This is a genomic window from Sorangium sp. So ce1014, assembly GCF_051521505.1.
Taxonomy (GTDB): Bacteria; Myxococcota_A; Polyangia; order Polyangiales; family Polyangiaceae; genus Sorangium.
This window is the reverse complement of record NZ_CP150356.1, coordinates 3575379-3598184: the sequence shown is the minus strand read 5'-3', so window position 1 is coordinate 3598184 and position 22806 is coordinate 3575379. Positions and strand designations below refer to the sequence as shown.

Annotated in this window: 23 protein-coding genes; 13 read left to right on the top strand and 10 right to left on the bottom strand. The window is 69.0% G+C overall.

Translation table 11 applies throughout. The annotated features are described in order from the left end of the window. Positions 1-99: 99 nt before the first annotated feature. Complete coding sequence (locus WME75_RS13785) at positions 100-1134, bottom strand: zinc-dependent alcohol dehydrogenase (protein WP_437490470.1); 1035 nt, start codon at positions 1132-1134, stop codon at positions 100-102. Between the two features lie 233 nt (positions 1135-1367). On the opposite strand from WME75_RS13785, the gene WME75_RS13780 reads away from it, so the two are divergent. The 3 genes from WME75_RS13780 to WME75_RS13770 all read left to right on the top strand — a co-directional run bounded on the left by WME75_RS13780 (position 1368) and on the right by WME75_RS13770 (position 3485). After that, the gene (locus WME75_RS13780; RefSeq protein WP_437490467.1) at positions 1368-2885 is read left to right on the top strand and encodes a xylulokinase; all 1518 of its coding nucleotides are present in this window, start codon (positions 1368-1370) and stop codon (positions 2883-2885) included. Between the two features lie 127 nt (positions 2886-3012). Further along, on the top strand, positions 3013-3195 hold the full coding sequence (locus WME75_RS13775; protein WP_437495121.1) for a hypothetical protein: 183 nt from the start codon (positions 3013-3015) through the stop codon (positions 3193-3195). A 35-nt stretch (positions 3196-3230) separates the two neighbouring features. Beyond that, positions 3231-3485: a type II toxin-antitoxin system RelE/ParE family toxin gene (locus WME75_RS13770; RefSeq protein ID WP_437494816.1), complete on the top strand. Its 255-nt coding sequence runs from the start codon at positions 3231-3233 to the stop codon at positions 3483-3485. Positions 3486-3534: 49 nt separating this feature from the next. Here WME75_RS13770 and WME75_RS13765 read toward each other — a convergent pair whose 3' ends face one another. Beyond that, positions 3535-3915, bottom strand: a complete 381-nt coding sequence (locus tag WME75_RS13765) for a hypothetical protein (RefSeq protein WP_437495118.1) — start codon at positions 3913-3915, stop codon at positions 3535-3537. On the opposite strand from WME75_RS13765, the gene WME75_RS13760 reads away from it, so the two are divergent. Together WME75_RS13760 and WME75_RS13755 are read left to right on the top strand one after the other, a co-directional pair. Next, a complete protein-coding gene (locus tag WME75_RS13760; protein WP_437490464.1) occupies positions 3890-5599 on the top strand; it encodes a DUF1592 domain-containing protein in 1710 nt (569 codons plus the stop codon). The two genes, WME75_RS13765 and WME75_RS13760, sit on opposite strands and share 26 nt — an antisense overlap. A gap of 4 nt (positions 5600-5603) precedes the next feature. Beyond that, positions 5604-7106 carry a DUF1552 domain-containing protein gene (locus tag WME75_RS13755; RefSeq protein WP_437490461.1) on the top strand — a complete coding sequence of 501 codons (1503 nt, stop codon included), beginning with the start codon at positions 5604-5606 and terminating at the stop codon, positions 7104-7106. Positions 7107-7110: 4 nt separating this feature from the next. Here WME75_RS13755 and WME75_RS13750 read toward each other — a convergent pair whose 3' ends face one another. The 3 genes from WME75_RS13750 to WME75_RS13740 form a co-directional block, all read right to left on the bottom strand. Continuing rightward, positions 7111-7914, bottom strand: coding sequence for a YkgJ family cysteine cluster protein (locus WME75_RS13750; RefSeq protein ID WP_437490458.1), 804 nt, complete (start codon positions 7912-7914; stop codon positions 7111-7113). A 350-nt stretch (positions 7915-8264) separates the two neighbouring features. Further along, the gene (locus WME75_RS13745; RefSeq protein ID WP_437490456.1) at positions 8265-8672 is read right to left on the bottom strand and encodes a hypothetical protein; all 408 of its coding nucleotides are present in this window, start codon (positions 8670-8672) and stop codon (positions 8265-8267) included. A gap of 205 nt (positions 8673-8877) precedes the next feature. Next, the gene (locus tag WME75_RS13740; protein ID WP_437490454.1) at positions 8878-9003 is read right to left on the bottom strand and encodes a hypothetical protein; all 126 of its coding nucleotides are present in this window, start codon (positions 9001-9003) and stop codon (positions 8878-8880) included. 206 nt (positions 9004-9209) lie between these two features. Between WME75_RS13740 and WME75_RS13735 the strand changes: the two genes are divergently transcribed. From WME75_RS13735 to WME75_RS13725, 3 genes are all read left to right on the top strand, one after another. Further along, on the top strand, positions 9210-9539 hold the full coding sequence (locus WME75_RS13735; RefSeq protein ID WP_437490452.1) for an ArsR/SmtB family transcription factor: 330 nt from the start codon (positions 9210-9212) through the stop codon (positions 9537-9539). Beyond that, positions 9536-9976 carry an SRPBCC family protein gene (locus tag WME75_RS13730; protein ID WP_437490449.1) on the top strand — a complete coding sequence of 147 codons (441 nt, stop codon included), beginning with the start codon at positions 9536-9538 and terminating at the stop codon, positions 9974-9976. The genes WME75_RS13735 and WME75_RS13730 overlap by 4 nt, the downstream gene beginning before the upstream one ends. 90 nt (positions 9977-10066) lie before the next feature. Further along, the gene (locus tag WME75_RS13725; RefSeq protein WP_437490446.1) at positions 10067-12487 is read left to right on the top strand and encodes an ATP-binding cassette domain-containing protein; all 2421 of its coding nucleotides are present in this window, start codon (positions 10067-10069) and stop codon (positions 12485-12487) included. A gap of 21 nt (positions 12488-12508) precedes the next feature. Here WME75_RS13725 and WME75_RS13720 read toward each other — a convergent pair whose 3' ends face one another. Beyond that, entirely contained in the window at positions 12509-13594 is a 1086-nt protein-coding gene (locus tag WME75_RS13720) for an aldo/keto reductase (RefSeq protein ID WP_437490443.1), read from the bottom strand. Positions 13595-13735: 141 nt separating this feature from the next. Here WME75_RS13720 and WME75_RS13715 point away from each other — a divergent pair, with 141 nt between their 5' ends. Then, positions 13736-14563: a helix-turn-helix domain-containing protein gene (locus WME75_RS13715; protein ID WP_437490440.1), complete on the top strand. Its 828-nt coding sequence runs from the start codon at positions 13736-13738 to the stop codon at positions 14561-14563. Between the two features lie 124 nt (positions 14564-14687). On the opposite strand, the gene WME75_RS13710 is transcribed toward WME75_RS13715, so the two are convergent. After that, on the bottom strand, positions 14688-16319 hold the full coding sequence (locus WME75_RS13710; protein WP_437490438.1) for a DUF1552 domain-containing protein: 1632 nt from the start codon (positions 16317-16319) through the stop codon (positions 14688-14690). Positions 16320-16554: 235 nt separating this feature from the next. Between WME75_RS13710 and WME75_RS13705 the strand changes: the two genes are divergently transcribed. Then, a complete protein-coding gene (locus WME75_RS13705) occupies positions 16555-17586 on the top strand; it encodes a hypothetical protein (RefSeq protein ID WP_437490435.1) in 1032 nt (343 codons plus the stop codon). Between the two features lie 194 nt (positions 17587-17780). Here the strand turns inward: WME75_RS13705 and WME75_RS13700 are convergent, their stop codons facing one another. Together WME75_RS13700 and WME75_RS13695 are read right to left on the bottom strand one after the other, a co-directional pair. Then, complete coding sequence (locus tag WME75_RS13700; protein ID WP_437490433.1) at positions 17781-18131, bottom strand: DUF1428 domain-containing protein; 351 nt, start codon at positions 18129-18131, stop codon at positions 17781-17783. Between the two features lie 437 nt (positions 18132-18568). Then, positions 18569-19213 (bottom strand): hypothetical protein, encoded by a 645-nt coding sequence (locus WME75_RS13695; protein WP_437490430.1) that lies wholly within the window; start codon positions 19211-19213, stop codon positions 18569-18571. 427 nt (positions 19214-19640) lie between these two features. Between WME75_RS13695 and WME75_RS13690 the strand changes: the two genes are divergently transcribed. From WME75_RS13690 to xseB, 3 genes are all read left to right on the top strand, one after another. Further along, positions 19641-19841 carry a YgiT-type zinc finger protein gene (locus WME75_RS13690; protein WP_437490427.1) on the top strand — a complete coding sequence of 67 codons (201 nt, stop codon included), beginning with the start codon at positions 19641-19643 and terminating at the stop codon, positions 19839-19841. Positions 19842-20312: 471 nt separating this feature from the next. Next, positions 20313-21962, top strand: coding sequence for an exodeoxyribonuclease VII large subunit (gene xseA / locus WME75_RS13685; protein WP_437490425.1), 1650 nt, complete (start codon positions 20313-20315; stop codon positions 21960-21962). Between the two features lie 4 nt (positions 21963-21966). After that, entirely contained in the window at positions 21967-22287 is a 321-nt protein-coding gene (gene xseB, locus WME75_RS13680) for an exodeoxyribonuclease VII small subunit (protein ID WP_437490422.1), read from the top strand. Between the two features lie 64 nt (positions 22288-22351). On the opposite strand, the gene WME75_RS13675 is transcribed toward xseB, so the two are convergent. Beyond that, positions 22352-22792: a hypothetical protein gene (locus WME75_RS13675; protein ID WP_437490420.1), complete on the bottom strand. Its 441-nt coding sequence runs from the start codon at positions 22790-22792 to the stop codon at positions 22352-22354. Between the last annotated feature and the right edge of the window lie 14 nt (positions 22793-22806).

Sequence of the window (22806 nt, the reverse complement as noted above, 5' to 3'; positions counted from 1 at the left end):
GTCCGCGCGCGATCGAGCAAACGCTCTGTCTGGGCGAGATCCCTCGGGCTGTCGAGCGAAGGCGGCCGCCTCGATGCGTGGAGTCGCCGTCGATCTGGATCAGAACGGCGCGTCCCCGTCCTCCGGGACGATGATCGACTTCAGCGCCCCGTCCTGGCAGTCCGCCTGCAGGCGGAAGCCCTTCTCGGCGTTTGACAGGTCAAAGCGGTGGGTGACGATGGAATCGACGTCCACCGCCCCCTCGGCGACGAGGCGGATCGCCCGCGGGTACACATGCCCCATGCGCCGGGAGAACTTGATCTTCAGCCCCTTGCGACGGCACAGCGCCGCCGGCAGCGAATAGCGATCCCCGTCGGGGATGCCCGCCAGCAGGATCCGCCCGCCGATGCGCGCGGACTCGGCCGCGTGGTGGAAACCGTCGGGCGAGTTCGTCGCCTCGAGCACGAGATCGACGCCCCGGCCGCCCGTCCACTCCGCGACGGCCTCGAACGTGGGCGCCGCGTCGTGCGCGCCCAGCCGGCGCGCGGCCTCGGCCCGGTAGGCGACGGGGTCGACGGCGAAGACGCGGTCGGCGCCCGAGAGGCGCGCGAGCTGGACAAGGCACAGGCCGATCGGCCCGCAGCCCAGCACCACCACCGTCTCCTGCAGGCGGGGCCGCGCCAGGTCCATGGCGTGGACCGCGACGCCCAGCGGCTCCAGCATCACGGCCCGGCGCACCGAGAAGCCGCGCGGAACCGGCACGACCTGGTCGGGATGCACAACCACCCGCTCCGCCATGCCGCCATGCAGCGGCGGCGCGCCCAGGAACTCCACGAAGGGGCAGAGGTTCACGTGACCTCGCTGGCACCACTCGCAGCGCCCACAGGCGTGCGCGGGGTCGACGGCGACGAGCTGCCCCCTGGACAGGCCCAGCTCCGGGGTGTCCTGGAGGACCCAGCCGGCGAGCTCGTGCCCCGGCACGAACGCGTGGTGGATCCTCGCCGGGCCGATCCCGCCCTCCAGGTAATAGTGCAGGTCGCTGCCGCAGATCCCGCAGCCCGCGACCTGGATTGTCACCATGCCCTCGCGCGGCGGCGGCGGTTCGACCTCGCCGAGCCGGACGTCGCGGATGCCGTGAATGAACGTTGCGCGCACCGCTCCACTCTCCCTTTCGCAGTCCCGCCGGTACCCGGCCGCGCCGCGGCGGACAATTGTGCCGGCGCGGATCCGCATGTAATCTGCCTCGGTGATCGATTGTCAACACACGTTCCGGGTTGCTGGTGGCCTGAGCGCGGGAGAGCGCTGATGACGGCGGTACGCCTGACCGGGATCGACGAGCGCCGCGGCCATCCGGCTGCGCGCGGCGGGGCTTGAGGGGCCGATTCGCCATGCGGGCCGACCTCGTCCTCGGAATCGACCTGAGCACCACCGCCGCCAAGGCGGCCGTCTTCGACGCCGGGGGGCGCTTGCAGGCCGCCGGCCGGGCGCCGCTCTCGCTGGAGCGTCCGGCGCCCGACCGGTTCGAGCAGGATCCCCGGGCGTGGTGGGGCGCCCTGTGCGCGGCGCTCGCCGAGGTCACCGCCGCGGTGGACCCGGGCCGCATCGCGGGGCTCGCCATCGCGCACCAGCGCGAGACCTTCGCCTGCCTCGGTCCTGACGGCGAGCCGCTCCGCCCCGCCATGCTGTGGCTGGACGGGCGCGCGCGGGGGCACCTCGGCTCCCTGGTCCGCCGCATCGGGGAAGGCCGGCTGAGGGCGCTGTCCGGGAAGGCCGCCGATTTCGGCCCGGCGCTGCCCAAGATCGCCTGGCTGGCCGAGGAGGAGCCGGAGATCCACCGCCGCACCGCCCTCTTCTGCGACGTGCAGGCCTATCTCGTGCAGGCCCTGACCGGGCGCGCCCGCACAAGCTGGGCGAGCGCCGACCCGCTCGCGCTCTTCGACATCGGCGCGCACCGCTGGTCGGACGAGCTCTGCGGCGCCGTCGGCATCACGCCCGACCGGCTGCCCGAGGTGTTTCCCCCCGGCGCGCTGCTCGGCGCGGTGTCGGCGGCCGCCGCGGCGGCGACCGGGCTGCGCGCGGGCACGCCGGTGCTGGCCGGCGGCGGCGATGGCCAGGTGGCCGGGCTCGGTGTCGATGCCCTGGATCCGCGGCGCGCCTACCTGAACCTCGGCACGGCCGTGGTCTTCGGCGTCTTTTGCCCGGAGCCGCGGCAGGACCCGGCGTGGCGCACCATGACCAGCGCCTCCGGCCGCGGCTACGTGCTGGAGAGCAGCCTGCGCAGCGGGGCCCTGCTCTCGGACTGGTTCCTGCGCCGCCTCCTGGGCGTCGATCCGCGCGATGAGGCCGCGATGGGCGCGATCGAGGCGGAGGCGGCGTCGCTGCCGCCCGGCAGCGACGGCCTGCTGCTCTTGCCCTACTGGGAGGGCGCGATGAACCCCCACTGGGACCCCGACGCCCGCGGCGCGATCCTGGGCCTGTCGGACGCGCACGGGCGCGGGCACGTCTACCGCGCGCTGATCGAGGGCGTGGCGCTGGAGCAGGCGCTTGTGCTCGACCGGATGCGCGGCGCGGCGGGGATCGAGGTCGCCGAGTTCGCCGCGGTCGGGGGCGTGGCCGCCAGCGACCTCTGGTGCGCCGTCATGGCCGACGCGACGGGCGTCGTCGTCGAGCGGTCGGACACGGTCGAGGCGGCCTGTCTGGGCGCCGCCATGTGCGCGGCCGCCGGCGCCGGACTGGCCGGGAGCATCGAGGCGGCCGCGAAGGCGATGCGCGGGGCCGCCACAGCGACGTTCCCTCCCGAGCCCGAGCGCCGGCGGCGTTACGCGGGGCTGCTGGAGATCTACAGGGACCTGTATCCCCAGCTCTCCGGGCTGATGCGCCGCCTGTCGGCCTTCACCAAAGCGTAGGCGCGGTCCCTCCCCGTCGACGAGCGCGGCGGCCGGGGGCCGGTCACTCGCCGCAGCAGGCGTGTGGCCCGATGTGCTGCGGGTCGCCGCTTGCTCATGCAGGGGCCTGCACGCTACCCTGTCCCTCGTGGAGCCCATCCTTCCGACGAGCGATCAGGCCGATCCCTCACGTCCCGACGAGGACGACCGCGTGCGCCTGCTTCGTGCCGTTGCACAGGGGCTGGCCGACGACGCCGCGGGCCGAGTGATGGACACGAAGGCGCTCATGGACTCGCTGGAGCGCGCGGTTGGGCCGATCGTGTCGCCGTAGTCTGGACGGAACGATCACGCGACGACCTCGTTGACATCTTTCGCTTCATCGCACGCGATGATCGGAAGGCTGCTGAGCGCTGGACCGCACGCCTCGTTGAGCAGGCAGAGCTCGCCGCGATGACGCCGTTCGGGGGGCGCGTTGTGCCGGAGCTCGGGCGCGACGACGTCCGCGAGGTCTTCCTGAGGTCCTATCGGATCATCTACCGCGTCGCCGGCGACGACATCCGGATCTTGACGGTGTTCGAGGGACACCGGCGCCTGCGGCTGGATGAGATCGAGAAGGAATAGTCGTCACCTACCTGTGCCGAACGAGGTGGCGGCCATCTCCACGACATGCCTAGTTGGAAAATTGAACCACGGATTGCGTCGTGTACGACAGCGCGCGCCGCGACGGCGCTGCGCGGGCGCAATGGAGGTCAGCTTCGATGCTGAACGTCGAATTGTCCCCCGGATGTCTTGGGAGCCTGAACGTCGAACTGTCCCGGATGTCTTGATAGGAAATCGGATCGGCGAACGCTAAAAAACGAGAGCGCCCCCCGGAGACGGCATTGCCGTTCATCATGCCGTCATGAGATGATGGTTGACGCCAGGAGCAGGGCGTCGATCGGTCTTCGCGTGCTGGTTGCAAATGACGCCCTCGCTGCTTTTGCCTGGGTTCTTTGACCTGGAACGTAACATCTGAGGTGAGTGCGATGAACAGCTGGAGGAGCGGCATCATTGTCGCCGCGGCGTTCGCGGCTGGCTGTCTGGGTTCCGTCGGAGACGACGCAGCCGAATCGGGGCCGGGCGGTGAACTTCCCACCGGAGGTGGGAACGGCTCGTCGGGCTCTTCAGGCGGGAGCACGGAGTGCACGCCCGGAATCTCGCCAACCTCTCAGATACGACGCCTGACCAACGCGCAGTACGACAGGACGGTCCGCGACCTCCTGGGCGTCACGGAGCTGGCGGCTTCTGGCAACGTGGCGCCTTCGACGCTGCTGGCGACCGACCAGGCAGGCAGCCTCACGGATCTGGGCTGGAGCTCCTACAGGTCCGTGGCCGAGATGATCGCCGCGCAGGTGATGAAGGACCCCGCGTTCAAGGGACGCTTCCTGAAGTGCACACCCAGCGGTGACGGCGCCGCGTGCTTGCACGACACGATCATCGAGTTCGGGCGGCGCGCCTTCCGCCGGCCTCTGACGGAAGCGGAGGTGGCGAGGTTCGACGCGATCGTGGCAAAGGGGCCCGAGATCACCGAGAACGGAGCGCCGGAGGAGGTCGCGGAGGCGCTGCTGTACATGTTCCTGATCTCCCCCTCGTTCATCCAGCGCGCCGAGCTCACGGAGACGCCGGACGGCGGCGCCGGGCGCTTCGCTCTCTCGAATCACGAGGTCGCGTCGCGTCTCTCTTACATGCTCTGGGGGACGATCCCGGACGAGGCCCTGAACCAGGCCGCCGATCAGGGGCAGCTGTCGACCCAGGAGCAGCTCCTGGCGCAGGCCCAGCGGATGCTGCAAGACCCCAGGGCCCGGCAGATGGTGGCCGGCTTCCATCGATACTACCTGGAGCTGGGGGAGAACACGCGCTGGGACTCGGCGCAGCGGGACACGACGATGTTCCCCTTGTTCGATCGGTCGCTCATCCCGATCATGGCGGAGGAGACCGAGCGGTTCTTCGATCACGTGGTCTTCACGCGCGGCGGAGCGTTCCAGGAGCTCTTCCTCAGCCCCATCGCCTTCGTGAACGCGGCGACCGCGCCGCTCTACGGGCTCGACCCCGCCGATTTCGGGGCCGACTTCCAGGAGGTCACCCTCGACGAGACCCAGCGGCCGGGGTTCCTCACGCGCGTGGGCTTCCTCAACGCGTACTCGTCGTACAACCGCACCTCGCCGATCCTCCGTGGCGTGTTCATCACCAAGGACGTGCTCGGCGTCGACCCGGGCACCCCACCTCCTGGCGCGCTCGAGACACCGCTGCCGGACGGGGCAGATCTCGACACGAACCGCAAGCGCGTGGACGCGCAGACGGCGGGCGCCACCTGCGCCGGCTGCCATCACAGCTACATCAACCCGCCGGGCTTCGTCATGGAGGCGTACGACGCCATGGGAGCGTGGCAGACGCATGAGGCGTCCACCGGCGCGCCCATCGACACGGTCGCGGACGTGCGCGTCAACGGCGAGCCCGTGAGGGTCACCAGCCCGGCCGATCTGATGGCGAAGCTCGCGGCCTCCCCGAGCGCGCAGCGCCAGTACGCGCAGAAGTGGGTCTCGTACGCCTACGAGCGCGATGGTCACCCGCTGGACTCGTGCACGGTGAACGACCTGGCCGCGAGGATCACCCCCGGCGGGTACACGGTCCTCGATCTCGTCACGGATCTCACACAGTCCGAGTCGTTCCGGACCCGAGCCGTAGAACTGGAGTAGGCGAATGAAGCGCAGAGTCTTTCTGAAGGGTGTCGCAGGCGCCGCGCTCGCGGCTCCGTTCCTGAGCTCCGTCTACGAGCGGGAGGTCAAGGCGCAGTCCGCGCCGCCGCCGCCCAGACGCATGGTGCTCTTCTACACGCACAACGGGTGCCTCACCAACCGCTGGTTCCCGACCATCGAGAGCGGTCCCCTCGCGGCCGAGCACCTCGCGGGCACCACGCTGGCGGGGCTGACCCCGTTCGTGTCGAAGCTGCTGTTCCCGCGTGGTCTGAAGATGTTCAACTCCTACGCGGAGATCCAGACCATTGACCCGCACGATCAGGCGATGGGCTCGAAGCTCACCTGCGCGTTGATCAACGACGACAAGACGCGGTACGCGACCTCCCACTCGCTCGACCACGAGATCGCCAAGCAGATCAACCCCGGCGGGGCGAGCCCGCTCGTGCTCTCGGTCGGCACGGCGAGCACCAGCATCAAGGAGGTGCTGTCCTTCTCGGCGCCGAACACCGCCTTCCCGGCCGTGGTCAACCCCAAGACGGTGTACAACCAGCTCACCGGGCTGTTCGGGGGCGGGGCGACGACCGAGGGCGACTACCGCGTCCGGCGCGGGGAGAGCGCCATCGATCTCGTCAGGGAAGACCTCCGGAGCTACCAGTCGCTCAACATGAGCAAGGCCGACCAGCGCCGGGTCAGCGACTGGCTCGATCTGCTCCGCGGCACGGAGCAGCAGCTCACGCCCGCGGCGTGCAACGACGCGACCGCGGCCCAGATCGGCGTCACGGCCAGCGCGGTCAACGACGCCAGCTCGGGCGGCGGGTTCGGCGGTGGCCTGGCGACCTCGTTCACGGTCGGCGGGGACATGATGATGAACCTCGTCGCGCTGAGCATGATCTGCGACATGAACCGGTCGATCATCCTCATGTATCCAGGCTACGTGACCTTCGGTTGGGACGGCATCCAGCACGACGCCGACCACCACGGCCTCTCGCACCGGAACGGGTCGTTCGAGGTGGGCGGGACATGCAAGAACGGCGTCCTCGACATGATCGCGGAGATCGACGCCTGGTACGCGAGCAAGTACGTGCGGCTCGTCACCCTGCTCGACAGCATCGTGGAGGGCGACGGCAAGCTGCTCGACAACACCGCCACGATGTGGCTCCCGGAGCTGGCCGACGGCAACGCCCACAACACGAACAACCTGCCGATCGTCATCGCGGGCGGCGCGGGGGGTTACCTCAAGCAGGGCCAGGTCGTGAACCTCGAGGGCGGGAACCTCGGCACCGGCAACAGCGAGGCGGACTGCACGGGCGACGACACAAGCGTCGGCTTCGGTACGGGCTCGAACAAAGGCAACGTCCCCATCAACAAGCTCTACGTGACGCTGATGAACGCCGTCGGGTGCACGGCTCCAGGCGGTGGGCCCGTCGAGACGTGGGGTCAGTTCGACAGCAGGAACGCGGAGGCCGGCATCACCAAGCCGGGCGAGTTCACCGAGCTCAAGGCCTGAGCGCTCACGGATCCCGGCCGGGGGCGAGGCCCAGCGCCTCGATGGGCTCGCCCAGGCCGGGATCCTTCCCCCGGTCGGCGCCGCGCGCCGGCTCGAAGGGCCGCTGCCCGCGGAGCCATGCGTCGGCGAGCGATTCCGGCCCGGTCAGGAGCAGGTGCATGGCCGCCGTCAGCTCCAGGGGGCGCATGTCGAGGCGGAAGAGCTCGGAGAGGCTCAGCTGCAGACCGGCGCTGATGGCCTGGGAGGCGCGAATGGGCTCCATGAACGAACGGCCGCCCAGGCCGCGCGCCAGGAACGCGGCTCGCGCCTCGGGGTCCCGCAGCCTGGTCGCGCACTCTCCCGCGTCGAGCGAGTTCATTCCTCGACACGAGAGCGGGCGAACCTCGTAGACCGCACACCGGCCCGCCTCGAGAAAAGGACAAGGGTGGTCCGGCGAGAACCGCTCCGCCGACGGCAGAGCTCGCGTCTTCTCGTGACACTCGGACACATGCCGAGTCACTCGCGCGAGCTGTGCGTCCGGCAAGGTTGTCTTCAAGTGGTCGGCGATCGCGAGCGCCTCCGGCGGCGTGACCCCGACCGATTGATAGCAACAATGGTCACACCCCGCCCTGCACGCCACCGCGCCGCTCGGCGCGCGCGCCAGGAGCCCCGCCGCGAGCCGCGACGTGGCCGCCATCGCGTTCCGCGCCAGCTCGATCGCGCCGTTCACGGTCGGCTCCCCGCGCATGACGGCATAGGCCGTATTGGCCGCGGCCGTCGCGATGTCGTTCTGCCACGCCTCGCCGAACACCGGACTCCTGAGCGCCACGCGCTCATTTCCGCTGGCGGGGTCGCGATGGAGCGTGAGATGCACGCGACCCGCTGCGTCCTTGTGGGCGAGCCGCCGGCCCTTCTTCCCGGGCGTGGTGCGAGCTGAGCGCGGCTTGGTGTTCCTCTGACTCATGGTCGCCGGTCCCTGGAGAGCGTCTATTGCCCGAGCGCTCGACGGGACGACAGACTATCACACGACCAAACCGCCCGCCACAGGGACATCTTGACGAAAACCGGCATCGAAACCCCGGGGCATGCCGCGCGGTGTGTCCCGTGGAAAGGTGGACTCCAGCGTTGAGCCCGTCGTGACGGAGCGCGAGGTGAGGCCCGCGACCGCCGAGGCCGCGATCAGCGGTGGCGCGAGGGCACGGCGGCGAGGTAGGCGAGCAGCTCGTCCTCGTTGTCGCTGATCAGGCGATCGATGCCGTCCTCGCGGCTATGGCGCCGGACCTGCAGCGCCCCGGCGGGGGTCCCCACGAGGACGGCCACGCACCCGAAGCCGCGCACGGCGGCGGTCCGCAGCTGCAGCGTTGCGTCTTCGAACCTCGAATCATTTCGCCCCGGGGCCGCCCGGATGTCCAGGAGCAGCGACATCGCGCTCCGGTCGACCGGCGCGAGCGCCGCGGTGATCTCCAGACACTCCTGCTCGATCTGCTCGATGGAATCAAACGGCTCGGCGGTCCGCGTGACCCTCACGATCTTCGCGATGCGATCGACGGCCACGATGAAATGAGCGTTGCGCAGGACCTCGGGCATGAGCCTTGCGGCATGCTAGCGTGAATCCCCTTCCGAGCCGAGCGGCGGCGCGCGATCGGGAGCCCGCGCCGCACGGGTACGCGGCATCACACGCGGCCGACTCGCGCGAGGTGGAGGCGAGCTGGGACCCCGGGGGGCGCCGCGTCTCCACCTGGGTCGGGTCGCCCGCGCCCGCGCTGCACGCCCGCGCTGCGCGCTCGCCGAGCTATCGAGGCTTTGCGGCGACGATGAACGCGACGATCGGCTTGGCCCCGACGTCGAGCGGCAAGAGGTCGATAAAGCCGGTCCGGCTTAGCTCGTTCTCGAGCGCTGGCTTGGGGAAGATCTTCACCGCCGGGGCCTTCCCGAACCAGCGCATCACCTGCAGGATCGGACCGTAGGGAACCCACGACTCGCCCAGGCAGACCGCAGCAGCTCGACGAGACGACTGAAGGAGGACGTCCCGCCCCAAAGGGACACAGCGACGAGTGAACCTTCGAGCCGAGCAGCGCGATCCGCGCGCTTGACAACCGATAAGCGACAGCTTATACGTCAGGGATGCAGAGCGCGACCGTGGCCGAAGACAAGATCTTCCAGGCGCTGGCGGACCCCAGCCGCCGGGCGATCTTCGAGTCGCTCACGCGTGGCGAAGCGGCCGTGAAGGAGCTCACGGCGCGCTTCGACATCTCGCAGCCGGCGGTCTCGCAGCACCTCGCCACGTTGAAGGACGCCGGCCTGGTGAACGGCCGGCGCGAGGGGCGCTGTGTCTACTACCGGGTGGAGCCGCGCGGGATGAAGCCGCTCATCGACTGGATCGCGCACTACCGCGCCTTCTGGACGGAGCACGTCGATCGCCTTGAACAGCTGCTGGAGAAAATGGACGAATGACTCTCACGGACAAGACCGCACAATCGCAGACCGAGTCCCTTTCGTTCGAATTCGATCTGCGTCATCCGCCGGAGAAGGTGTGGCGCGCGCTCACCGACCCCGTGCTGCTCGCGGAGTGGCTCCTGCCCGTCGTCGGTCTCAAGCTCGATCCGGGGGCGGCGTTCACGTTCAAGACTCAGCCGTATCCCGGCTGGGACGGCACCGTGAATTGCCGGCTCGTCGAGATCGAAGCGCATCGGAAGCTCAGCTACACGTGGAGCGTCCCCTTCCTGGACACCGTCGTGACGTTCACGCTCACGCCCACGGCGTCGGGCACGCGCCTGTCCCTCGTGCAGTCGGGCTTCAAGCCGGACCAGAAGCGAGAATTCGGCGGCGCGCGCTACGGCTGGAACATGATGGGCGGGAAGCTCGTCGACCTGCTCGCGAAGCTTCCATGAGCCGGTGAGGCCCGTGGCCTGAGGTCACCGAAAGGCCGCGTCGCCCACACACTTCACAAACCGTCGATACTCGATGACATGATGACGAACATGACCTCCCAGAACCAGCACTCCGCAGACAGCCATGACCTGATCCGCATCCAGGGCGCCCGGGAGAACAACCTGAAGGACGTCAGCGTCGAGCTCCCCAAGCGGCGGCTGACCGTGTTCACCGGCGTCTCGGGATCGGGCAAATCGTCGCTTGTGTTCAGCACCATCGCGGCGGAGTCGCAGCGGCTGATCAACGAGACCTACAGCGCGTTCGTGCAGGGGTTCATGCCGACGCTGGCCCGGCCCGAGGTCGACGTGCTGGACGGGCTGACGACCGCGATCATCGTCGACCAGGAGCGGATGGGCGCCGACCCCCGCTCCACGGTCGGCACCGCCACCGACGCCAACGCCATGCTGCGCATCCTCTTCAGCCGCCTCGGCAAGCCGCACATCGGCCCGCCCAACGCGTACTCCTTCAACGTCCCCTCGGTCCGGGCGAGCGGCGAGATCACGGTCGAACGCGGCGCCGGCAGCAAGGCCGTGAAACAGACATTCACCCGCGCCGGCGGCATGTGTCCTCGCTGCGAGGGCCGGGGCTCGGTCAACGACATTGACCTGTCTCAGCTGTACGACGACAGCAAGTCGCTCAACGGGGGTGCGCTCACGATCCCCGGCTTCAGCATCGACGGCTGGTACGGCCGCATCTTCAACGGCTGCGGCTTCTTCGACGCGGACAAGCCGATCCGCAAGTTCACAAAGAAGGAGCTCCACGACCTGCTCCATAAGGAGCCGACGAAGATCAAGGTCGACAACATCAACCTGACGTACGAGGGTCTGATCCCGAGGATCCAGAAGTCGTTCCTGTCCAAGGACGTCGACTCGCTGCAGCCGCACATCCGCGCCTTCGTGGAGCGGGCGGTCACGTTCACCACCTGTCCCGAGTGCGGCGGCACCCGGCTCGGCGAGGCCGCCCGGTCCTCCAAGATCAAGGGCAAGAACATCGCCGATGTCTGCGCGATGCAGATCAGCGACCTGGCCGAGTGGGTGCGCGGTCTGGAGCAGCCGTCCGTCGCGCCGCTCCTCGGGGCGCTGCGCCACACGCTCGAATCGTTCGTGGAGATCGGGCTCGGCTACCTCAGCCTCGACCGGCCGTCCGGCACGCTCTCGGGCGGTGAGGCGCAGCGCACAAAGATGATCCGCCACCTCGGGTCGTCGCTCACCGACGTGACCTATGTCTTCGACGAGCCGACGATCGGGCTGCACCCGCATGACATCCAGCGGATGAACGACCTTTTGCTGCGGCTGCGCGACAAGGGCAACACCGTCCTCGTTGTCGAGCACAAGCCGGAGACGATCGTGATCGCCGACCACGTCGTCGACCTCGGCCCCGGCGCCGGCACCGCGGGCGGCAAGGTGGTCTTCGAGGGCACCGTCGACGGGCTGCGGGCGAGCGGCACGCTCACCGGGCGTCACCTGAGCGACGGGGCCTCCCTGAAGCCGTCGGTGCGGAAGCCGTCGGGTGTGCTGAAGGTGCGGGGCGCCCGCAGGCACAACCTGAAGAACGTCGACGTCGACATCCCGCTCGGCGTGCTGGTGGTGGTGACCGGCGTGGCGGGGTCGGGCAAGAGCTCCCTCATCCACGGCTCCGTGTCGGGTCGAGACGGGGTCGTGTCGATCGACCAGAGCGCGATCCACGGCTCGCGGCGAAGCAACCCGGCGACGTACACCGATCTGCTGGAGCCGATCCGCAAGGCGTTCGCGAAGGCCAACGGCGTGAAGCCCGCCCTGTTCAGCGCCAACTCGGAGGGCGCCTGTCCGACCTGCAACGGCGCCGGGGTGATCTACACCGACCTCGGGATGATGGCCGGTGTCAGCACGGTCTGCGAGGAGTGCGAGGGCCGGCGATTCCAGGCGTCGGTGCTGGAGTACCGGCTCGGCGGGCTCCACATCGCCGAGGTGCTCGACCTGCCCGTCGAGGACGCTGTCGCCTTCTTCGGCGCCGGCGAGGCGCGTACGCCGGCCGCGCACGCGATCCTGCAGCGCATGGCCGACGTGGGGCTCGGCTACCTGCGGCTCGGCCAGCCGCTCCCCACGCTGTCGGGCGGCGAGCGGCAGCGGCTCAAGCTCGCGACGCACATGGGCGCCGACGGCGGCGTCTACGTGCTCGACGAGCCGACCACCGGGCTGCACCTCGCCGACCTCAAGCAGCTGCTCGGCCTGCTGGACCGACTCGTCGACGCCGGCAAGTCGGTCATCGTGATCGAGCACCACCAGGCGGTGATGGCGCACGCCGACTGGATCATCGACCTCGGGCCGGGCGCGGGCCACGACGGCGGGCGGATCGTGTTCGAAGGCACCCCGGCCGACCTTGTGGCGGCGAGGTCGACGCTGACCGGCGAGCACCTGGCGGCGTTCGTCGGTGGCGTCGTCATGCCCAAGAAGGCGCCGGCGCGAGGCAACGGGAGCACGCGGCGCACCTAGCGCCGCGGCGTGCGTACGTGCTCAGTACCGCTCGCTCTCGTTCTGCGGCACCATCGGCAGCGCCGGCGCGCTCTCGCCGTTGATCGTCGTACCGCCGTTCATGAACGCGCCGGCCATGCGCAGGAAGCCGGCGGGGAAGTCGAGCGCCGGCGCCGAGAGCGCGTCGAGCGCGGCCACCTGATCGGGCGCGAGCTTGACCGCGAGGGAGCTGAGGTTGTCGTCGAGCTGCGCCAGCGTGCGCGCCCCGATGATCGTGGAGGTGACGCCCGGCCGGGCCACCACCCAGGCAAGCGCCACGCGCGCCGGCGTCGTGTCGAGCTCCCTGGCGATCTCGACGAGCTTGTCGACGATCTCGTACGCCTTGTCGGTGAGCGCGGAGAGCACGAACGGGCCGCGATCGGACCTGTGCTTGCCGGCGTTCTCCCGCGTGTACTTGCCGGAGAGCACGCCGCTCTTGAGGGGCGACCACGGCGTGACGCCGAGGCCCAGCTCGCGCGCCATGGGGATGAGCTCCCCCTCCACCGTGCGCTCGAGGAGCGAGTGCTCGATCTGCAGCGCGATGAACTGCGCCCACCCGCGGAAGCCCGCCAGACCGTGCGCCTGCGCCACCTTCCACGCCGGCGTGTCGGAGACGCCGACGTAGCGGACCTTGCCGGCCGCCACGAGATCGTGGAGGGCGTGCACGGTCTCCTCGATGGGCGTGTTCTTGTCCCAGACATGCATCCAGTAGAGGTCGATGTAGTCGGTCTGCAAGCGGCGCAGCGACTGCTCGCACTGCGCGAAGATGGCCTTCCTCCCGGCGCCGCCGCCGTTGGGGTCGCCGAGGTAGAGGTTGGCGGTGAACTTCGTGGCGATCACCGCCCGGTCGCGCTTGCTCGGGTGGCGGCCGAGGTGGTCGCCGATGATCTTCTCGGAGTGGCCCTTTGTGTAGAAGTTGGCGGTATCGATGAAGTTGCCGCCGCGCTCGATGAAGCGATCGAGGATCGCCTCGGACTCCTTGACGCTGGATCCGAAGCCGAGGTCTTCGCCGAAGGTCATGGCGCCGAGGCACAGGGGGCTGACGCGCAGCCCCGAGCGGCCGAGGGTGACGTAGTTGTCGAGGGTCATCGTGGTTCTCCTGGGGGCTCGGGCTGAAGAGCCTTTGCTGGACCCCACCGTGTGCCCGTCCCGGCGTGCAATCTTGGAGGAAACGGCCAGGACGGGGCCGGGAGGGTTGATGGCGGCCAGAGGCGAGCGCACGATGGCATCGTGCTGGGCTCGACCGAACAGGCCATCGCGCGGCGCGCCTCGTCCCCGGAGGTCGGCGCGCCGGCGTCGCGTGCGCTCCGCAATCTCGTCGTCGCCGTTCGCGCCAGAACGCCGCCGATCACGAGCCTCGACCTGCTGCCCGATGGCACGACGTCGCTGGTTTTTCGCCTCCTCGACGCCGACCGCGCCGACCTCGTCGTCCTCGGGCCTCAGACGCGGGCCGTGTACAAGCGCGTGTCGCGCTTCCTGCTCGCGGTGCAGGTGGTCTTTCGACCCGGCGGCGCGTACCCCTTCTTCGGTGTGCCGATGGACGAGCTCGCCGATCGCCTCGTCCCGGCGCGGGATCTCTGGGGCCGACGCGCCGACGCTCTGCTCGAGCAGCTCGTGGCGATCGGAGCCGGCGTCACGCCGGACCCCACGCGCGCGCGCCTGGACGCGATCGAGCGCGCCCTCGAGGGCCGCATGCTCGGTCCCGACGTGTTCGAGCCCGCATCGGCGGCCGTCGCGCGCGCCGCGGTCCGGAAGCTCTCGCTCGGGGGGATCACCGTGGAAGAGGCGGCGAGCGCGCTCCACGTCAGCCCGCGGAACCTGCGACGCGCCTTCGTGGCGACCGTCGGCGTCTCGCCGAAGCAGTACGCGCGCATCACCCGCTTCCAGCGCGTCGTCTCGAACGCGCAGGTCGCCCGTGGGTCGTGGTCGGAGGTCGCCCTCGCGAGCGGCTACTGCGATCAGCCGCACCTGGTCAGGGAGTTCCGCGAGCTCGCGGGGCTCTCGCCGGTCGCGTTCATGAAGCGGCGCTCGACCCCCGAGATCGAGCGCGCGCGCTAGTCGATGGCGCGACCGCGAGGGCGAGCATGCCACCGGCACGTCGGACCGCCGCCGCCAGGCTCAGGCAGAGTGGTCTCTGGACCCGAGCTCGTCACGAGTGTTCAGGCTCTCGCCCCGAGCGCGCTCAGGCTTTGAGCTCCGTGAACTCGCCCGGATCGTGGATCGTGGCGCCGGCGACCGCGCCCTTGCCACCGATGAAGTCTTCCGTCCTGTCGGAATAGCCGAACTTTGTCACTTCCGCGGAGCCACCCTTCGCAGGGAAGCCATCCGCCCCCGCCTTCACGCCCATGGCGTTCATGATGTTGCAGAAGTACTTGTTGATCGGCGCGTTGGCGACGCTCGGATCGGTTCCGGTGGCCTGAGTGACACCGTTGGACTCGCCCGTACCGTCGGCGCACTGCGCCATACTGTTGCCGTTCGTCGGGGTCCACGCGGGGTCGACGTTGATGATCTGGCCGGTCTTGAAGTAACCGCCGGCGCTACCGGCTTGAAGGATCGGAGCGTTGTTGAGGTTGTGCGCGTTGCCGTCCGACATCTCGCTGAACCAGATGACGGCGCTGTCGTCGAGGACCGTCGTCCCGTTCTCCTGGGGGATGCTGTCGAGCATTCCGACGAGGTTCGCGAACTTCTGCGCGTAGTAGGCGTCAATCTGCAGGAGCCACTCGATCGCGTCGGGCAGGCAGTCGCCTTGCATGCCTGCATTGTCGAGGCGGTGAGAGAGGGAGTGCGACTCCGTGGTGATGCCGAGCCCCGTGAAGACGTAATTTGCCGGATAATGCAAGAAGATCACAGGGTTGACGTTGCAGGCGGCCGCGAGCGCCGCGATGGCCGAATAGATATCCGCTCCATCCAGATCGCCGGAGACCTTTGTCGTGAGGGCGTCACTGCCCGGGACAGGCGCCTCCACGCTGGAGGCGTTCGCCGCCGTCGCGCCGAGCCTCTCGGCGAGCTCCGCGTTGCAGTGCGCGGGGACCATCACGTCTCCTGTCGAGTGAAGGAGCTCCTTCCAGGCTTCGAGCTTTTGCTTGTCGGCCTTGCTCATGTCGAACCGCTCGAGCGTCTGCAGATCATCCTTCACGAGATCGAGGATGCTCTTGCCGCGGATCGCCGCGTAGGTGTCCGGGTTCACCGGCATCCCCGCCTGGAAGAGGCCCGTGAGGCCGCTGAAGGCCTGCGACGCGTCGAGGCCGCTGTACATGGTCTCGGCGGCGGAGTAGGAGATCGCCGACTGAGGGTGTTGACTCTGACCCGCCATGTTCAAGAGCAACGGAGCGCCTTGCGGGCTGAGCTGCTGGGCCATGACGTGATCCAGCGAAGGGCCGACAGGCATCGCCTTGAACTTCGTCGCCGCGTCGAAGTTGAACGGGTCGTTGCTGTTCGGGGTGATCGGCTGGCAGCTGAAGAACGACCCCACGGTCTGCGTGTGGGGGTCGTTCCCCTGTCCACGCACCCTGTTGACGGTCCACTCGTTCATCGAGCGGATGCCGCGCGGCATGAGGAGCTTCTTCGCATGGGGAGCGAGGGGCGCGAGGCTCGTCGGCGTGAGGTCATCCGCCGTGAGCTCACCCTGGGTCTTCGCGGGAAACCAGTTGTTCGTGATGCATCCATAGTGCGTGAACATCACGATGAGCGACTTCCCAGGTGCAGGGGTGTCGCCCCTTGCGGTGCGCTCCCACACGGAGCTGAGGAACGGCGCAGCCAGGACGGCTCCGCCCATGCCACGAAGGAAGATCCTTCGGTTCAGTTTCCTGCTCATGTTCGACGTTCCTCAGCTTTCATGGCGTTTCACGGACTCAGAGGTCCGCCCGCCTCGGCATTGTCCGCGATGGTGCCGGTGCAGCCAGCGAAGAGAGGTACTGAGGTGCGAAACTTATTGCACCGATGTACGACAGGTGCCTTGGCGTTCGCATGTGTATGCACCTCTTGTGCCTGGTCTATGCCCGGTCCGGGTCGAAATGATCACGAGAACGAACCAACAAGCTTGATGCACGGTGACCAGCGTACCCGAGATCACCGACCCGGCCGACGCGGAAGCGGAGACCGAGCTCGCGGTGCTCTCGGCGGTGGCGCATGGCAACGGGCCGAACGGGCTCACCGTGGTCCAGGCGGCGCTCGTTGCCCTCGGCCGGCTCGACCAGGAGCACGCGATGGTCCATTTTCAGCTCATCTGGAGCGGGTTGCGTGAGCCGATGCGGCGGGCTCTGGAGGCGTTGGTCATGGAACGGCAGACCGAAGACGAGGCGACTTTTCCCCAGGCCGCAGCGACCGTGGAACGTATCGTCCCAAAGAGAGTGGAGGAGCTTCAGATGTTCGAGTACAGCCCTGTTTGGCCGCATGGCAGGTTACGGATCGCGTTTCCCGAGATCTTCTTCGTTATCGGTACGAACAAGACGCAGCATGACGGCGTCGAGATCCAGACCAGTCGGACCATGGTCGTCGTGCGTGAGGACGGCGCGCTGACACTGCTGAACACGGTGCGGCTCACGGAGGAAGCGTTGCGCGACCTGGAAGGCCTCGGAGAGGTCCGAAATGTGGTCCGGCTCGGCGCCTTCCATGGTCGCGACGATCCATTTTATCGGGATCGCTACGGCGCCACGCTGTGGGCCTTACCTGGTGCAGAGCATGTCGACGGTCGAGGTCCCGATCGAGAGCTCGCCTCGGGTGGAGCGTTTCCAGTACGCACCGGCGAGGTCTTCGTCTTTTCGTCGGCACGTTTCTCCGAAGCGGCGGTGCTGCTACACCACGAAGGCGGGATCCTGATCACCTGCGACGCCGTTCAGAACTGGACGCACATCGATGAGTTCTTCTCTCCCCAATGCGGTGAGCTGTTCGCGGAGCAAGGGCTGATCCGCGCCGCGAACATCCCATCCACCTGGCGGCTCGCGTGCCACCCGAGTGTTGACGACTTCCGCCGCCTGCTGGCGCTTCCCTTCCGACACCTGATCGGCGCGCACGGAGAGCCGCTGCGCGACGAAGCCCACGCGCTATTGCAGGCGCGCACGGACGAGGTCTTCTCGGCGTGAGGTCGCATCCACTCACGATGGCGTGGTATGCTCCCGGATGCGCGGAGGTCACATATGTGCCGGATGCTATGATCGCGCCGCGGGCGGCATCCTCGTCTCGTTGCGCGCCTGAGAGGCCTGCCCGGGCACGGCTCGTCAGGGGCCCGCCTGAGCGGGGCCGGGTTCGGGGCCAGCAGCCCCAGGTCAGATCCAGGTCAGATGTCGACGAGGACGTCGAACCCGCCGAAGATCATGCGCTTTGCGTCGAAGGGCACGTCATCGCCCATGTTCATGCGCGGGTCCTCCATCACCTTCTTGTTGCCCTCGTCGCGAGCCTCCTTCGAGGGCCAGACGATCCACGAGAAGACGACGACCTCGCCCTCTTCCGCCTTCACCGCGCCCTTGAAGTCGGTGATCTTGCCGTCAGGCACGTCGTCGCCCCAGCACTCGACGACGCGCGTCGCCCCGTGCTCCTTGAATATCGCCGCGGCCTTCGAGGCCAGATCGCGATAAGCCTGCTTCTTGCCCGCGGGCACGGGCACAACGAAACCGTCAACGTAGCTCATCGTGGTTCTCCTCTCACTCTGGCCCGCTCCGGACGGGCCGCCGCCTCGAAGCCGCCCGGCGGGGGGCGCCGACCAGCTCGAGGTGCTGGGGTGATGCCCCACCCGATTGCAGAAGGCAACCATGGCGCGGGGCCGCCTGGCAGCCGCGCAGGAAGAGCGCTGTGCCCGAGGGGTCGTGGCGTTTGAGCTGGCCGGAGGGCGCGCTCGGCGAGCCAGGCCTGCCGGAAGCTCACGCGGGGCGAGGCAGAGAGCGCTCGCGGGCGCGCCACGCGGCCGGGGCCACGCCGTGGCGGCGGAAGAGGCGGCTGAACTGTCTCACGCCGGCATAGCCGATGAGCTCGGCGATGATCCCGACGAGCTCGTCGGTGTCGCGCAGGCGACGTCGCGCCTACGAGCGGCGACGTCGCTGCTCTGGCCCCTGGCAGGGCTGGTCACGATCAGAAGCAGATCCCGAACTCGGTGTAGCCGATGTCGGTGCAGATCCCGCCGCTGGCGCATGGCGATCCGAGGCTGCCCATCGGGCAGAGCTCGATGCAGGTGGCGCCCGTTCCGTCAACGTCGCCGCACAGCGCGTTGAGCACGCACGACCGGGAAGGGTCGTCACAGGCGCCGCCGACGGGGATATCGCCTTCCGCGAGGCAGCTCGGCTCTCCCGCCGCCACCTCTCCAGGAACACACCATTCACCGCCGCTGCAGCCCGCGCCGAACGGCGTGCACACACCGCCGACCTCGGTCACCTCGATGGAGATGTCGAGCTGACCCTCCCCGACGGTGATGATCGTGCCGTCCGTCTGGAACTGGTAAACCAGCGCGGTGGTGGTCCCAGCGTGAACGGTGAACAGCGCAGGATTGCCGGAGACGAGCGTCGCCTGCACGGGCACGAACGTACCGCCGTCGTCGCGCTCCAGGACCCAGCCCGTCTCCAGAAAGCTCGTGTAATCGCCCACGGGCAACGCCGCCGTGAGCGCCGTCTCGCCTGGATTGTCCGAGCTGCTGAGGTAGCCGAAGAGCGGCCCATCGATGACGAAGAGCGCGTTGCTCAACCGGTACACACGTCCGTTGGCCTGCGTCACAAGGGACATGCTCGCGCGACCGGTGAGCTCTGCCTCTTCCGCGCCGTCCGGACCGCTGATACATGCTGGAAGCAGCGGCGCTGCCGCAAGAAATGCCGCGAACCCGAGCTTGACAAGTGCTGATCGACTCAACTTGGACCTCCTGGGATGGAAAGCACCGCCGAGCATAACGGAGTTCAAGGACGCGGGGGCACGCGAAGCAGGAATCGGATCGTCGGGACGGCGCCATCCCAACCGCAACGTGCTCGCTCCGCGAATAGGAGACCGTGGAGCTTTCGCCCGGGACAAGCCCCGCGGGGAGCGGCGACCTCGATGGCATGAGCAGAGCACCGCGGTGCAGCACAGCGGGAGCCTGGCGATCGCCGAGGCGCGCGCCGTCCCACGCCATCCCCCATCCCGATCCGTGGTCCGCCGACTTCGGACAGAGGAAGTGATCATGCAGTGCATGCATTGTAGAGGCGAGATGAGGCGCTCCCATGCTCCGTTCAGCGTGGACCGCAACGGCTATCACGTGCGCTGGGACGCGGTGTCCGCCTGGGTGTGCGAGCAATGCGGCGAGCCCTACTTCGAATCGGCCGAGGTCGCGCGTATCCAGCGCGCCCTCGACGCGCTCGATCGCGAGATTGAGGTCAAGTGATCGGCGGCTCCAGCGCGGCTGGGGGGCAATCGCCCGGCAAGCGGCAGCATCCGGCGCAGCGACCTGACCACCCGACCCAGGTGGGTGTCGCCGCCGAGCGCGATGCGCAGCGACCTGTCCCAGGTTTGTGTCGCCGCCCGGAGAACGGCGGTCCGGCGCCGTACAGCGAAGCGTTCGAACGGGGCGAGCCGCCGCGGCCCAGAGAGCTCGTCGGCGAGCGGCCGGACGATCTCGCCGCGATGGCCTCCCGCCAGGACCGCGGCGCAGCGCACGCTCGGCCGCCTCACGGCGCAGGCGCCCGCCTCGCCGCGCCGACGCCCGCCTCGGCGGGGCTCCTGGGCGTCATCGCGACCTTCTCACCTCGACGCACGGCCGGCGTTCCCCGCCCGCGTTCCCCATCCCCGATGCCGGCCGGCGAGCCCGCCCGCGTTCCCCGCCCGCGTTCCTCGCCCGCGATGATAGAGTCGCGCGATGAGCCGCCGGGTCACCAACGACGGGACCGGGACCCTCCAGATCCACTTCGCCTACGATCGCAGGCTGGTGGAGGTCGTGAAGTTGCTCCCCGCCCGCCGCTGGAATCCCGAGCAGAAGACGTGGTGGGTCCCGGAGACGCACGTTGTCGCGGTGGTGGACAGGCTGCACCTCGAGGGCTTCGCCTTCTGCGAGGTGACGCAGCGCCTCTACCGGGAACGCGGCGGCGCCCTCGCCCTCGACGATGCGCGCGTCGCGCCGGTCCACGCCGCGGAGCCCATCCGCTCCGATGCGCCACGCGACCTGATGGCCCCCCGGCCAAGCTCAGCCACCCCAGCCGCCTCCGACTTCACCGTCTCGCAGCTCAACGGAACGGTCCGCGCCGCCCTCGAAGCAGCGTTTCCAGCCTCGATCTGGCTCGTCGGGGAGGTCTGCAGCTACAACCGGGCCGCCCACAAAAGCATCGTCGGCTTCGAGCTCGTCGAGCGCGACGCTCATGGCAAGACGATCGCCGAGATCAAGGCGACCCTCTTCGACCGCGCCCGCTCCGAGATCGAGCGGCGGCTCGCCGCGGCGGGCAATCCGTTCCAGATCGAGGACGAGATCCTGATCCGCGTGCGCGGGCGCGTGGAGCTGTACGTCCCGTGGGGATCGTACCGATTCATGGTCGAGGATCTCGACGTCGGCTACACGCTCGGCGAGGCCGCCCGGCGGAGGGACGAGATCCGCCGCCGGCTCGCCGAGGAAGGGCTCCTCGAGCAGAACCGCTCCCTCCCCTTCCCCACCCTGCCCCTCCGCGTCGGCCTCATCACCAGCCTGGGCTCGGACGCCTACAACGACGTGCTCGGCACGTTCAAGGAGTCAGGTTTCGCGTTCCGCGTCGTGGCGCACGGGGTGCGTGTCCAGGGGCGGCAGACGGAGCCATCGGTCCTGAACGCGCTCGACTATTTCCGGGCGCATGCCGCGGAGCTCGACGTGCTGCTGATATGCCGCGGCGGCGGCTCACGCACCGACCTCGCCTGGTTCGACTCCGAGCCGATCGCCCGGGCCGTCGCCACATTCCCGCTCCCCGTGGTGGTCGGGATCGGCCACGAGAGAGACATGTCCGCGCTCGACTTCGTGGGCTGGCGCGAAAAGACCCCGACGGCCGCGGCCGCATCCCTCGTCCAGCGGGTCTCGGACGCGAGGGATGTTGTCGAATCGTCCCTCCTGAACATCCTCGACCAGGGCCGGCGGGTCCTCCGGTCCGCCTCATCGGATCTCACCCGCGGGGCGGCCCGGGTCCCGCGCACCGCGTCGCTGCTCATCGCGCGCCGAGCGGGCCAGCTCCAGGAAGCGGTCCGCCAGCTTCGCCAGGGAGCGAGGCGCGATCTCGACGCCGCCTCGCATCACGTCGGCGAGATGGCCTCTCTCCTCGGCCCGCGCTCCTCCCGGCGGCTCGCGCTCGAGTCCGAGCGCGTCGACTCGCGCGGGCGGCGCCTGCGCCTCCTCGACCCGCGGCGCGTGGTCGAGCGGGGATACGCGATCCTGCGCACGGAGGCGGGAACGGTGCTCACCGACGCCGCACGCGCGCCCCGCGGGACGACGCTCACGGCCGAGCTGAAGCAGGGCGTGCTGCGGCTTCGCTCGGACGGGTCGGAGGAGAACTAGGACCATGGCAAAGCCGAAGCGCGAGAGGAAGGAACCGTCCACCGGGAGCACGGCGAGCCCGCAGGGCGCCACGAAAGAACGCTCCTATGGAGAGGCCTCGTCGCGCCTCGAGGAGATCTTGCAGGACATCGAGGAAGGTCAGGTCGACATCGATGAGCTCTCGGCGCTCGTGAAGGAGGCCGCGGATCTTGTGACGCTTTGCCGCCAGAAGATCCATGCCGCGGAGGTCCAGGTGAAGACCATCACCGAGCAGCTCGAGCGCGAGGCCCCGGACACCACAGACGAAGACGACGATGAGGACGACGAAGACGAAGAGGTCGAATGAGCGGGCGCGGGAGATACCTTGGAGATACGCCTCGATGGCTTCCGTGGGTGCGGTCGCCGGCGCATCACTCGCCGCCGGGTGTGCAGGCGTTGCACTCGAAGATCTCCTGCCACCCGTCCGGCACCAACGCTTTCTGTACCTGATAACAAGCGGTCGGCTGCGCCGGATCGACGACACAAGTCTGGTAATCGCCACTCCCTGTGCACGAGCTGCAACCAAGATAGACCGCCGACCCGCTCGGCTCACCGTCGTCGCCGAGCGGCACACCGCGCACCGGCACGCAGCCGGGCTTCGCCTGGCATGCCGCCTCGTCGAGGCTCGCGCACGCAAACGGCTCCTGCGGGCAGCACTCGGATGCACATGGCGCCTCACCGCCGCTTCCGCCCGCGCCGCCGGCCCCGCCCGCGCCCCCAGGGCCGGCCCCGCCCCCGGTCCCGTCGCCGCACGCTGCGACCGCTCCCCCTATCACCACCATCTCTATCATCACCAGCCATCGCCTGAGCATGCGAATCCTCCTTC

What these genes read in the sequence shown, in the direction of transcription:
- WME75_RS13755 (WP_437490461.1), top strand. Translation starts at nt 5,604, where the DNA reads ATGAAGCGCAGAGTCTTTCTGAAGGGTGTCGCAGGCGCCGCGCTCGCG.
- WME75_RS13745 (WP_437490456.1), bottom strand. Translation starts at nt 8,672, where the DNA reads ATGCCCGAGGTCCTGCGCAACGCTCATTTCATCGTGGCCGTCGATCGC.
- WME75_RS13690 (WP_437490427.1), top strand. Translation starts at nt 19,641, where the DNA reads ATGCAGTGCATGCATTGTAGAGGCGAGATGAGGCGCTCCCATGCTCCG.
- WME75_RS13720 (WP_437490443.1), bottom strand. Translation starts at nt 13,594, where the DNA reads ATGACCCTCGACAACTACGTCACCCTCGGCCGCTCGGGGCTGCGCGTC.
- WME75_RS13735 (WP_437490452.1), top strand. Translation starts at nt 9,210, where the DNA reads ATGCAGAGCGCGACCGTGGCCGAAGACAAGATCTTCCAGGCGCTGGCG.
- WME75_RS13760 (WP_437490464.1), top strand. Translation starts at nt 3,890, where the DNA reads ATGAACAGCTGGAGGAGCGGCATCATTGTCGCCGCGGCGTTCGCGGCT.
- WME75_RS13695 (WP_437490430.1), bottom strand. Translation starts at nt 19,213, where the DNA reads ATGTCCCTTGTGACGCAGGCCAACGGACGTGTGTACCGGTTGAGCAAC.
- WME75_RS13700 (WP_437490433.1), bottom strand. Translation starts at nt 18,131, where the DNA reads ATGAGCTACGTTGACGGTTTCGTTGTGCCCGTGCCCGCGGGCAAGAAG.
- WME75_RS13725 (WP_437490446.1), top strand. Translation starts at nt 10,067, where the DNA reads ATGACCTCCCAGAACCAGCACTCCGCAGACAGCCATGACCTGATCCGC.
- WME75_RS13730 (WP_437490449.1), top strand. Translation starts at nt 9,536, where the DNA reads ATGACTCTCACGGACAAGACCGCACAATCGCAGACCGAGTCCCTTTCG.
- WME75_RS13710 (WP_437490438.1), bottom strand. Translation starts at nt 16,319, where the DNA reads ATGAGCAGGAAACTGAACCGAAGGATCTTCCTTCGTGGCATGGGCGGA.
- WME75_RS13675 (WP_437490420.1), bottom strand. Translation starts at nt 22,792, where the DNA reads ATGCTCAGGCGATGGCTGGTGATGATAGAGATGGTGGTGATAGGGGGA.
- WME75_RS13765 (WP_437495118.1), bottom strand. Translation starts at nt 3,915, where the DNA reads ATGATGCCGCTCCTCCAGCTGTTCATCGCACTCACCTCAGATGTTACG.
- xseA (WP_437490425.1), top strand. Translation starts at nt 20,313, where the DNA reads ATGAGCCGCCGGGTCACCAACGACGGGACCGGGACCCTCCAGATCCAC.
- xseB (WP_437490422.1), top strand. Translation starts at nt 21,967, where the DNA reads ATGGCAAAGCCGAAGCGCGAGAGGAAGGAACCGTCCACCGGGAGCACG.
- WME75_RS13780 (WP_437490467.1), top strand. Translation starts at nt 1,368, where the DNA reads ATGCGGGCCGACCTCGTCCTCGGAATCGACCTGAGCACCACCGCCGCC.